The following is a 12,420-nucleotide window of genomic DNA, read 5'->3' on the forward strand; positions in this document are numbered from 1 at the left end:
GGCGCGTTGTTGCAGCTTCGACAATAATGGAGAAGATATCGCTTCACCGCCGCATAACACAGTAAAATTATTTTTAACTGCTAAATGGTCTGCAATCATCGACCACATTGTAGGTGTGGCCTGCATATGCGATGGCTGAATATCATTAATATAATTCACCAAGTACACAGGATTTCTAGCAATATCCTGATGGCAGATGACCAATTCAATTCCTGCCAACAGTGGGCAATATAATTCCAGACCAAAGATGTCAAAACTGATGGTCGTAATACTTAAAAAGCGGTCGGATGCGCCAAACGATAATCGATTAACAAAATCCATGCATAGATTAGCTAGATTTTGATGAGTCACCATTACCCCTTTAGGGCGACCGGTACTGCCTGATGTGTATAAGATATATGCTAATCTTTCGGGTTCGATGACCACGGGATTTAAATCTTGATGAACTCCTGCTTCTAACAAATCAGGTACTGAAAGGCAGGGAACTTCTTGAAATGTAAATTGAGCTTTTTCAGTAATCACCATAGAGACATCAGAGTCTTCCAACATTAATTGCACGCGCTCGCTAGGGTAATCTGGGTCAATAGGCACATAGGTATTTCCAGTTTTTAATGTGGCTAAGATCGCAAAAACCATATGCTCATTGCGATCCATTAAAATTCCGATACGGTGGCCGCTATCTTTTAGTTTTGACTGAATCCCTCGAGCTAATAGATCTACCTGATTTAGCAAAGATTGATAGGAATACGCATTATCACCAACACGTAATGCAACATGTTCAGGTGTTAGAACTGCTTGTTTCGCAATCTGATCTATCACTGACATGGAAGGTAACTGACATTTGGGACCATGTTCGAATTGACTAATGACCTGCCGCTCATACTCAGAAACAATAGGCAGCTCTTCAAATACAGTGTCTGCATGTTCAATGACATAGGTCAGCAAACTCTCAAAGTTAGCTACTTGTCTTACAATACTTGTCTGTTCGAAAAGTTCTGTAGAGTAATCCAATTCAAGAGTTAGCAGCTCACCGTCCTCGCAGAAATTCCATACTAAATCAAACATCGAAGTATGGGTTTGCACCGACCGTCGTTTTGGTTGCGCTGGACCAAATAAGGGGATTTGACCTTCATCAGCATTTTGTAAAACCACCATAATTTGGAACAAAGGGTTTTTATTGATGGAGCGTTCAGTCTTTGATGCCTCAACAATACTTTCAAACGGTAGATTTTGGTGCTCATACGCTTCGATGCAGGTTAAGCGTGTGAGTTTTAATATTTCAGCAAAAGTGTCACAATTAGAAAAGGACGTTCTTAATGGCAGTGTATTTACAAAAAAGCCAGTCATCTGTTCTAAATCAGAAACATCGCGTCCAGCTAATGCAGTACCTAATGTGATATCTGTCTGACCAGAGTATTTTGCCATAAAGACATTCAACACGCTCACCAATAGCATAAATGGAGTCGCTAGATTCGACTGGGCTAATCGTCTTAATTTTTTAAGATTAACCTTAGTAAACGCATAATGATACCGATAACCAACCCCTTTTAGATAAGTGGGTCTTGCCTTATCGGCAGGAAAATCAAAGGATTGGGCGTGTTCTAACTTCTTGGCCCAATAACTAATGCTTTTATCTAATGATTTAGAGCTCAAATTTTCATGAATGACATAGGCTGCATCGATAATTTGAGGCGTTGGCTGAGGTTCAACTATAGGCTCATTTCGCAATAGTTTTTCATAGGTAGTTGCTAACTCAGAAATAATGATTCCTTCTGACCACGCATCTGTAATGATATTGTGCTTTAAGAAAAAGAATACATGCTTTTGTTCATCTAACTTAAATAAGGCAGCAAAAAAGGGTGGTTTATCTTTTAGAGAGAACCTGAGTTGGCAATACTGGCTTAAAGTTGCATCAATATTGCCATAATCAATTGAAATTAGAGGAATTTCATAAGAAAAATAAGCTAGAGCCTCTTGATAAGGTATTCCATTTTCTTGATTAAATATCAATCTAAACGACTCATGCTTTTGAACGATGGCATCAAATGCTTGATTAAATAATCCGATATCAAGTGTTCCGTTTAATTCAATCGCAAATGGTAGATTATAGCTTGTATTATTGGGATTTAATTCATGCAAAAACCATAATCGCTTTTGTGAAGGCGTTAATGGGCCTTTTCGTTTAGAAGCCAGGGGAATGGTCAAATCATCGTTGGTTGTTGAGTGGGATTGAACCATTAAGGCTAGATCGTAAGCCGTTGGTTTTTCAAACACATCACGCGTTGAGCATTTTATTTTGAATTGCTCATTAATTCGGGCAGCAATTTGCGCGGCGATTAATGAATGAACACCAATTTCAAATATATTTTGTTTGATTGAAATGGTGCGTTGCTGCAGAAGCGATTGGATAATCGCTAAAATCGTTTTCTCCTGAAAGGTACTTGGCTCTTCAAAATTTTGTCCCTCAAATACATCATATACCGGCTCAGGTAATTTCTTACGATCTATCTTGCCATTGGCATTGATTGGAAATGCCTCTACGATCATAATGGATTGAGGCAGCACAGAAGCATGAAAATAATGTTTTAAATAATCCAGCAGATGTCTTTTCGTTGTTTGCATTTCAGCATTGAGGGTAACGTAAGCAATGAGGTGTTTATTCCCACCTTCACCGCCAGTTATCACCAGTGCTTGTCGTACCTCTGGTGCTTTTTCTAAGACAATCTCAACTTCTCCAAGCTCAAGGCGAATCCCTCTAATTTTGACTTGATAATCCTTTCTACCGACAAACTCTAGTTCTCCATCAGCATTCCAAAAGGCTAAATCACCTGTTTTATATAATCGAGTGGGGGTTAAATCGCCTTTGAATTGGTGATATATGAAGCGTTCTTCAGTGAGTTCGGGATTATTAAAATATCCGCGAGACAGTCCATCCCCTGCGATATAAAGCTCACCTTTGATGCCCACAGGTTGCATGTTTAAATGATCATCAAGCACATAAGCTTCGTAATTCAACATGGGTTTGCCAATGCAGGTCGATTGTTTATTAGGGTTAAACTCCGACATGGTAGCACCGATGGTTGCTTCTGTAGGACCGTAACCATTAAAAAGTCGAACGGTACTAGCCCAGAATTCCATGACATCCCGAGGACAAACATCTCCCATAACCACTAAAGTCTGCAATGAGTCAATGGATTCACGAGGCATCAATGCCAGCACTGCGGGTGTTAATGTTGCGAAGGAAATCTGCTCATCTTTAATAAATTGGTGCAGTTCATCAGGTGATGTGTGAATTTCTTTAGGAGCAATGTATAAGGTGCCTCCATTGAGCAATGCGCCATAAATATCCCAGCCAGCAGCATCAAAACCCAGTGATGCGACATTTAGAATTCGGCTGGATGCTGATAACTGGCATACTTCTGTTTCAGCACGAACGAGATTAACCACGTTTCCATGTTCAATCATCACGCCTTTAGGGGCGCCTGTGCTTCCTGATGTGTAGATAATGTATGCTAAATCTGATGCTTTGGGCTGCGTTTGTTTTATATTAAATTCATATGAATGTTCCGACTCAAGTAGCTCATCGATATAAATGATTTTTGTTAGTGCTGGATCCACGTTGAAATAATTTATCTCTGATGTAGTACTCAAGCAATATAAAGCATGAGTGTCTTTAACCATAGCTGCAACACGTTCACCAGGATAAGATGGGTCGATAGGTACATAACAATAGTTTGTTTTTAGAACGGCCAAGATGGTTGCAATCACAAGAGGAGAGCGGTCCATAGCGATAAGCACAGGACTATCTATGGGTAAATTTAATGAGCTTAAGTACAGCGAAATTCTCTCCGATAAACCATCAAGCTCTTTATAAGTCCATTGTTCGTCTTTAAATACAATAGCGATGTTGTCTGGATATTGTAATCTTATTTGTTCAAATTGATCTATGATAGAGATTTTTGGCACTTCTAATCTAGACGGGTTAAAACTGCGAATCTCCCGTTGCTCATCTTCTGATAGAATATCAATAGTAGTGCAATCCGCTTCAACCAAGACTGCAAGGTGTTCCAACAAATACTGGAATCGAATATCATTGGAATATAAGTCGAGTTCGGTTCCTGACGAAGTTTTTTTTAAAAATAATAGAGCATCTGGCTTTTCAATCCGGTCTGTTGCCGTGCTTGTATTCACATGGATAAGAAATAAATTCGCTTCTTCAAAGTCTTCGAGTTTAGGTTGACCGACATCATAAGTGCCATCTAAATCCGCCCAACTCAAGGCATGTTTTGCTCGCATCAAACAGGCGCTATCATTAAAGTAGCGTTGCATTAACGATGTTAACAAGCCATGCAAGTTGGCTTTAGATTCAAAAAGATATTTAGTATTTATATCTGCAACAGCAGCGGTATGTTGTTGAGAAGAGAGGCTTGATTCGCCTCTGGCCCAGTCAACAATCAGCTCAACAAGTGATTCTTGCAGGGAATGAATAATCTTCGCAGGCTCACATGTTTCCTTCGCAATTAGATGTCCGCACGTTAGTGCGTCACATTGCCGGGCCTATGAATGGTCCAGTGCGCTAAAGATCCTGCTGCTATTGGTAAACTAAAATCACCAGCACTCAGCGAAGGGGTGATAACATATGAGTTATGACTTAAAACATCATTTGAAAACGAGCTTGAGATGATAAAATCATAGGATCTGCTATGGATTTTATTCACGCAATCGATAAGCTCATTGTCGCAAAAATTAATAATCTCTTCTGATTGAGTACAAACGGTAACTCTGTGGCCTAATGCATTGACTTCAAATAGGATAGGAGTAAATATTGGATCATTTGTCTGGATTAAGATATTAAAATTTTGCATTGTACATCCCTACAAAAAGAGAATATTTATAAAACTGTATCCTGCCTGTCCTACGTATGAACCCCTTCTCCTGCTGGCGGGAGAAGGGATTCTTTAAACCATCAAAAATGGCTTAAAGGCCTCTTGAACACACGGAGTTTCAAAAACCTGAGTGCGTTTTAAAAGATTTATCATTTGCTTGGCAACGATATTTTCTTGATTGATGAAATGGTCTGACCATCCGTCATGCGTATCATTAAGTATGATTTGAATCTGATCGGGAGCGATATTGAGTAAGTTCAGAATTTGTTCATCGTAGGCTCGTTGAAATGATGGATTAAAATACTGATGAATTAATTTGGGCAAAAACGGGCCTATGATTTCTTTTTGTTCAATAGGCAACGCTTCCCAGAAAACGGCCAGCAGATGTTCAAAATAGCGCGCATGCCTACCTTCATCTTGAGCATGGTCTTGCATGACGTAGTAGAATGTTCGCGACATGTTTTTTGCTTTCGATACAGCAATCAAATCATTCGTTAGCGCATGTTCTGCAATACAGGTAGCTATTAATTCAAAATTATCGATGCATTCTGTAGGAAGTTCGGCTTTTATGTTTTTAATCGCATGAGATAACGCAGTTTCTTTTGGCAATTCAAAAGCCGATATGGACGTTTTTTCTTCTACCTGGTGCAAAAAATCCAGTGCGACATAGGCGTGATAACTTTCATCAATGATTACCGACAAGGCATCGTGTCTTATGTCTCTTGAGAACTCGATAAAATAATCATTTTTGGTAATTTTATAGGCTGTTTGATTAATGATATCTTTTTCGATGTTAGCGATGTCATTGAGATATTTATAAAGTGAATGAATTAAAATCGTTTTTTTCACTTCTGCGCCCATCTTTTCAATAAGAGGATGAACACATAACGTTTGTTGTTCTGGTGGAAAATAAAACTCGGGGTTTTCCTCATCTGTTAATAAGCGTCTGGGCTTCGAACGTACAGATGCTGTTCTTTCCCATTGGGGCTGATTTGATTGATAAGATTGAATTTTTTGGTTCCATGCTGGCTGGCTCATAAACATCATCCTAGTAAGTAAAATCCATTTTAGGTTTTGTTGGTGATCTTCTATTTTACATGGTAATAAGAAAAAAAGCAGCGTGTACAATAAGAAGGATTTCTTGTCCATTGACTCAAATAGTTTGATGTAGGTTATGCTCTTATAGATGCCATTCTTGACAGACTCCCGCATAAGCCATCCGTCTGGAGCTTAGCGGTGAATCATTGAGAAAGAGAAAAAGTTCTTTACAGACTTCTCCCTGCCTTAAAGATAATCTTCCGTGTGAATCGATGGGGTGATTAAATACCCCGGAATCACTGATCAAATCGCTGGCTCGATACACAATTATTTATAGGGTCAAACATTCTTTGAATTCGATGGCTTGCTTTCTTGGCATTCATCTTTATATTCTTCTATAAGTTTTTTGTGTAAATTCCTTAATCTATTTTGGCTGTTTGTACCAGAGAAAAATACAGCCTGTCCCGTTTTTTTATAGTTAATATAGTGCGCAACTCCAAAAGTTAATGCGGCAATGAAATTCACAGCAGCTTTTAAAATGTATCGCATAGCTTTTGAGCCAGTACTTCTGTCTTTTCCCAGGACATCCTTACAATAGACATCTTTTGCCTGGTTTAGTTCATCAATTAATTTATTTTTATCACCGGCAAGCTTTGATGCTTCATCATGAAAATTCTCTAGTGCCTTAAAAGAAGTCGCGAAATATTTTTTTGAAAAATATTTCGCCTTTTGGTATTTATCTGGGGCATTATCCAGACTTAAAAATATTTCTTCAACTGCATTATGCATTTTGACAATACTGGCACAGAATTTTTTATTATTTGCCATCATTTTTGCTTGCTTATCAGTGAGAGAATCATTGGCCAGATTAAGTATGGCTACAATTGCATCATTCGACAAATCTTCATGATTTTCCAAAATTATCTTACTTACAACAGCATTAGAAGATAAAATTTTTAAGTGTCTATCTTCTAATTCAATGTTTTTATTGTAAAGAATTTGCGTCAATGTAAAAAAATATTTCGGGTTTTTCACGTCATATTTCTGGATTATCCTTTGTCTTAACTCAAAATAATTTTTAGTAATTTTATTGTAATATTGTCTTCCCTTTAAAGAATCACAGTGTTCCATTAAATTACCAAGAGCAAACATTAAGGGTATTGATTTTGATGGATTGACCACCTTCACGATGTTTATGATATTATTTGCTAACGCTGCGGCAATAATTTGTTCTGAAATCGATAATTTTTCACTTTTTTTAGTATTTTGAACAAGCAATTCCAAAGCATGATTTGGTTTAAAATAATGAGCCAGATAAATTTGTGCTGTTTGAATCAAACAATCTATATCATCTGACGCATCAGGACTTAATCGGAATTGATCAGCAACCCTTGCTTTAACTGTCCCAAAATGGCCAAAGCTATCTCTTGCTTCAATGATGCCTTTTGAAGCTTCTTTAAGTTCCTTATGAGAAGACGTGACAAAATACAGCTCTTCAAGATTGGATAACATGTCCTCATGCTTAACAATTTTGCTGGATGCCAAGGATGCCTGGATAAGTATATTTCTTAATAAGGCTCCATTTGTGAAGTGCTGTTGTTTTATTTCCTCAAGCACCTTACCGCATGAGGTACTGATATATGCGCCAATCCGTAAATCTAAATGTTTTGAATAATCTTCTTTGGCGTTTGATTGCATTTCATCAATTATCTCACTGCCAAATTGTTCTTTTGAACATAAGGCAAACATCCGTCCATATTGCGCCTGATCAGCATGAATCATGCCAAATTTTTGGTGGCTTTCGTGAATAATTATGGATAACTTTCCTTGATAAATTAACTCTTTAACTTCTTCGTCTAAAGCAAGATTTTTATATAGGGTGGTTGTGGCATCAATAATTAATGTTGTTGGTTTAGTCCTTTTCTTATCAATAACATTGCGCTTAATAAACTGATTAATATCTACCCCAGGCGTTAAGCCTTCTGGATTGACAATAGGACCTCCAGATAGCACAAAAATATCTGCATCAGATTTATTGGTCGTTTTCGTAATATAATCAAACTCAAAATAACTCGGTTTTAATACTTTTACAGGTGGAGGATTACCTGAGGTTTTCGTCATTTTCAAGGCTAGTTTCATTGCTAGCGCATACGCATTGGTTCCTGACATGGTAGGGCACGCAATAAACGAAGTTTTATCTAGTTTTTTTGGGTCTAACCCTGATGATTGAAGCATTGTATCCTGGGATTCTTCTAAAAAAGCATCAAATCCCTGATTTAAACCCTCTTTATTATTCTGCTCTAGCAAAGATAAACTGACTTCATGGAGTATCGCATAAACAGCAAATGCGAATTTAGGATAATCATACTCGTAAAAAGTATTTGCCATATCAACCATGCAACTAATACGTTGCACCGCTGCAGGTTTTAAGTTTTTTGGCATTTTTTTTAAAATCTTTACTAAACTTTTGGCAATTTTTTGCGTAGGATAGCGTTTGTTTTCTGCTATTCGAGATAATTTATGGATTATGTTGCTTTTAAATAATTCTTCTGTAGTTTTAGGGAGATTTTCATCTAATTTAGTCGTTTTTATGGGTGATATATTATCTTTATTCTTTTTAATATTAACTGCAATTTCCCAGGGAGAAGCAATTAAACCAGAGGCTCTCAATATGCGGACAATATGATTTTTGTTTGGATTATTTCTTGGAATGGCAATAATCCCAATTGCATGTTCATTATCCTTAATTAATTTTGGTTCCTTTGTCATTCCTGATTTAGGGAAAAAATTCTTTGCTATTTCCTCAACCGGTGTATTCTTTAGTAGAGTGACTGGAATTAAAATATTTTCATCTTTTTGTAATTGAGAAATCTTGAATTCTGACAAAAGTTTTTCTAACAATGCGCCAGAAAGATTGTCATCTCGATGATAAAATGCTTTTTTATGGATATATGGATTTTGAATTCTTTGTTCTGATGCTCCTTGTAATTCAGCAACATGCCTTCCAAACATGATACTGGAGAGAAGGCGTTGCTCATCCTGTGGCTCAATTAGAGAAAGATAGGTTTCGTACGGACTTTTGACAAATGCTTGCTTGATTTTTCTTTTTCGCCAAAGACGTTGAATAGCAGTCGCTGCGCGGTTTTTTTTAAAACTCTCCTGCCCTATTGTGAGTTTATCCTTGCTTCCGAGGTTATTGCGTTCTTTTTGCTCCCTGATTTTTTCTTCTTTTATTAATTCGGCTAGTTTTTTTTCAATAAAGCCATTTAAATCATGAAGAGCAGAGCTGTTTTTGATTAATTTCATGGCTTAAGCAAAATAATCTGTATATTTTTTATATTACTAGATTATTATTAAGCAAATATTAACTTACTAAGCACCTTTGGAAGCACCTTGATTGAATTTGAAGGTGAGTTTCCCAAAGAACCAGCAGTAAAATATCCTAGATGCATTGACGGAAAAAATACTTGTCCGCCTGAAGATATAGGCGGCATACCTGGTTATGAAAACTTGAAGGCAATTGTAGCGAATCCCAATCACCCAGAGTACGAATCAACCCTTAAGTGGCTAGGGCTTGCTCATTTTGACCCATTTGCGTTTGCCCCGAAATCAAGCAGATTTGACAGCCCCCCGAATGTGCTTAAGTATGGCGCAGCGGACATAATAAATTTAAATCATTACCCGACAGACTGAATTTGACCTGACAGACACTTCTGAAAAACCGGCAACTGTCAGATCAAGTTTGAACCACTGCAATTATTCTATTAATTCGCTATTCCCAAACAGCGAACAAGTGATTAACTACAAACCAGTCATCCTGGCTAACAAGACCAAGTCCTTTTTTGGATTAAAGATTTCTCATAATACATTGAAACTTTCTTTATTCTCGTCTTCTTTAGTAATGATAACGATATCTTCTTCGCTATCATTTATTTTTATTTGATTTTTCAAATCCCCAAACTGGTATGGTGTTTCATTGGATTTAATTTGTTGAGTTTTGAAAAAAGAGCTGATATAACTTGTAACCTTAGCCATTGCTGTATAAGTATATTTGCCAAAATAATATTCCTGCTGGCGACGTATTTCCTCATTGATTTCCTTCAGATTATCTGCAATTGATTTAGCAAATTCCGTCAGATATTTCAAAGTTTCCTCATCAATATGTTCTTTGGATTTTGCCAGTTCAGAAATTAATAATTGATAGCGCATCCCACGCTGTATGGGCATAATTAAATGAGAATGAAGGTTCAATTTATTTTTATTTTCTTTATGATTAATAATATAAATATTGATGTCCTTAAAATCCTTTGTTTTATTGATTAATTCTTCGCTATAGGTTTTAAACAATGGCTCATACTGGAGGTAGTTAATATAAAAATTTTTTTTAAGCTTTTCTCTTTCATCTCGCAGAGATAATAACTCTTCTTTATTTACTTCATCTTGTGAAAACAAATCACCCAATTTTTTTAAGTGCGTGATTAAATCATTAGATGTTTTTTGTAGATTTAAAATGACAGGCTTTATTTTTTGTAAAGTCGAATTTTGTTTAATATTTTCCTCAACATTAAGAGAAGCATATAGAATAGTTAATGATTTATTATAAGTCTCTTCAGTACTGATGATTTCTTTAAAGGCAGGGAGATCATTCATTTTAAATTTTTTCTCTTCAGACTTCATGCTTACCTCTGTTATGATCAAAAAATATCTTAATTTATAATAAAATGACCATATTTTAGCATTGTCTATGATTAAAATGAACTATAGTTGCCTATATTGGCTAATTTTGGAGAATATCAGCGCTCTCCACCATGCGCCTTGCGCTACAATAATCCTCATGCCGGCGGTTGGATTTTGCTTCTGGTCACTATTAAAATCAATAAGTTGCCCCCACTTTTCAATTGCCGTTGACAATTCATATAGACACGCTTACTGTTCCAATGTCATCTAAAGGGGCGGAACATCATTAATGAATCATACTCTTCCACTCATTACCACAGTAGAAAAAATGCCAAAAGGAATCGCCCCGCTTTATTGGATGCATGGTTTTTCAACCTTTACTTATGCTGTTCTCTATTCATCGCTAACATTGTTTCTCACTAAACAGCTAGGCTTATCGAATACGCTATCAAACAGTATTGTGGCTCTATTCCTGGTCTTTAATTATGTGCTGCGCTTGCTAGGCGGTGTAATCGGCGGGCGTTTTTTAAGTAACCGGGCTGTATTTCTTATTACCACAGTCCTGCAGGCAGCCGGTATCCTGTTACTGGCATTATCCATGCAATCGTTTCTTTATCTGGGGTTGAGCCTTTTTTTGGTCGGCTGCGGGTTAAATGTCACTGTATACAACAGCATACTGACTCAACAGTTCTCACCAACCGATCCTAAAAGAGACAAAGCCTTTTTTTTAAGTTATGCCGCAACGAATGCGGGCTTTCTCGCAGGATATGTTGTAAGCGGTTTTTTTGATAGCTCGAACCAATATCAAAACCTGTTCTATCTCAACATTATCCCAAGCTTAATTGCGCTGATTTTAATTTGGGCTTATTGGCCGAATCTGCAAGACAGCAATACGCCATTCATGAAAATCAAGAACAATAAAATACGGCATCTGAAAAGCGCTATCGGTTGGGGCATCATATTGTTGCTTATCCCATTTACCTTGCTCTGCTTTCAAACGGCCAACCTGAGCAATAGCGTCGTGATTGGCCTAAGTATCATCATGTTTTTTGTGATTCTATACCTGGGTTTCCAGCAAAAATCCGTTCACGATAAGAAAAAAGTCATGACCTTTTTAATCTTGGCCATTACTTCCATCCTGTTTTGGATGAATTATTTCACAGGCCCAATGGGAGTCACCATATTCATTAAAAATAACGTTGACAGGCAACTATTCCATTATGAAATGGCAACACAATGGATTTTAAATATCAATGCCATTGTCATCATAATTGGGGCACCATTGGTATCAATGCTTCTGAATAAACTAAAAGAGAAAGGATACAAAATTTCAGTTTCCACACAATTTATCTGCGCTTTTCTAATGCTTGCCCTTTCCTTTTTCATTTTATCTGCCGGTATTATTTCAGCCAATAGCCATGGATACATCAGCATCTATTGGGTGATGTGTCATTTTACTGTGCAAGCTTTGGCTGAGTTGCTTATTGGTCCTGTAGGTTATGCCATGATCGGCAGGATTTCACCGCCCCAATTGCAAGGCGTGCTCATGGGCACCTGGATGATGGTATCAGGCGTCGCCGCATCCCTGTCTCATTACTTTTCAAACGCCATGACCAAAACGGAATCCACAAACCCCTTGCTATCCAATAGCGATTATCTCCATGTATTTAACCAATTGGGATTATGGGCATTATTGGGTGCGTTTTTCCTCTATCTGATAGCCAGAAAAATCAAACCTGTTATCGAGCAAACGGTAGATTCTGATGTACCTGAAGCCGTTATTTTTTCCACTATCCCGAAATAACCTATTTGCCGGCCT

General features: G+C 37.3%; 7 protein-coding genes. 2 read left to right on the forward strand and 5 right to left on the reverse strand.

Going from position 1 to position 12,420, the window contains the following annotated elements; genetic code table 11:
* The 4 genes from Llon_RS05045 to Llon_RS05060 form a co-directional block, all read right to left on the reverse strand.
* On the reverse strand, positions 1-4,329 hold a 4,329-nt coding region (locus Llon_RS05045), incomplete at its 3' end, for a non-ribosomal peptide synthetase (RefSeq protein WP_193391624.1).
* Positions 4,330-4,535: 206 nt separating this feature from the next.
* Entirely contained in the window at positions 4,536-4,865 is a 330-nt protein-coding gene (locus Llon_RS05050) for a hypothetical protein (protein ID WP_058528964.1), read from the reverse strand.
* 93 nt (positions 4,866-4,958) lie between these two features.
* Complete coding sequence (locus tag Llon_RS05055; protein WP_162261941.1) at positions 4,959-6,035, reverse strand: diiron oxygenase; 1,077 nt, start codon at positions 6,033-6,035, stop codon at positions 4,959-4,961.
* A gap of 228 nt (positions 6,036-6,263) precedes the next feature.
* Positions 6,264-9,230, reverse strand: a complete 2,967-nt coding sequence (locus Llon_RS05060) for a hypothetical protein (RefSeq protein WP_058528966.1) — start codon at positions 9,228-9,230, stop codon at positions 6,264-6,266.
* 87 nt (positions 9,231-9,317) lie between these two features.
* Between Llon_RS05060 and Llon_RS05065 the strand changes: the two genes are divergently transcribed.
* Positions 9,318-9,617 carry a plasmid pRiA4b ORF-3 family protein gene (locus Llon_RS05065; RefSeq protein ID WP_058528967.1) on the forward strand — a complete coding sequence of 100 codons (300 nt, stop codon included), beginning with the start codon at positions 9,318-9,320 and terminating at the stop codon, positions 9,615-9,617.
* Positions 9,618-9,782: 165 nt separating this feature from the next.
* Here the strand turns inward: Llon_RS05065 and Llon_RS05070 are convergent, their stop codons facing one another.
* Positions 9,783-10,601 (reverse strand): RhoGEF domain-containing protein, encoded by an 819-nt coding sequence (locus Llon_RS05070; protein ID WP_058528968.1) that lies wholly within the window; start codon positions 10,599-10,601, stop codon positions 9,783-9,785.
* Between the two features lie 289 nt (positions 10,602-10,890).
* Here Llon_RS05070 and Llon_RS05075 point away from each other — a divergent pair, with 289 nt between their 5' ends.
* Positions 10,891-12,405, forward strand: a complete 1,515-nt coding sequence (locus tag Llon_RS05075; protein WP_058528969.1) for a peptide MFS transporter — start codon at positions 10,891-10,893, stop codon at positions 12,403-12,405.
* The last annotated feature ends 15 nt before the right edge of the window (positions 12,406-12,420 follow it).

Origin of the sequence: Legionella londiniensis (assembly GCF_001467825.1) — a bacterium.
Classification (GTDB): Bacteria; Pseudomonadota; Gammaproteobacteria; order Legionellales; family Legionellaceae; genus Legionella_A; species Legionella_A londiniensis.

Coding starts and splice junctions, on each gene's coding strand:
- Llon_RS05070 (WP_058528968.1), bottom strand. CDS start 10,601: ATGAAGTCTGAAGAGAAAAAATTTAAAATGAATGATCTCCCTGCCTTT.
- Llon_RS05055 (WP_162261941.1), bottom strand. CDS start 6,035: ATGGACAAGAAATCCTTCTTATTGTACACGCTGCTTTTTTTCTTATTA.
- Llon_RS05060 (WP_058528966.1), bottom strand. CDS start 9,230: ATGAAATTAATCAAAAACAGCTCTGCTCTTCATGATTTAAATGGCTTT.
- Llon_RS05050 (WP_058528964.1), bottom strand. CDS start 4,865: ATGCAAAATTTTAATATCTTAATCCAGACAAATGATCCAATATTTACT.
- Llon_RS05075 (WP_058528969.1), top strand. CDS start 10,891: ATGAATCATACTCTTCCACTCATTACCACAGTAGAAAAAATGCCAAAA.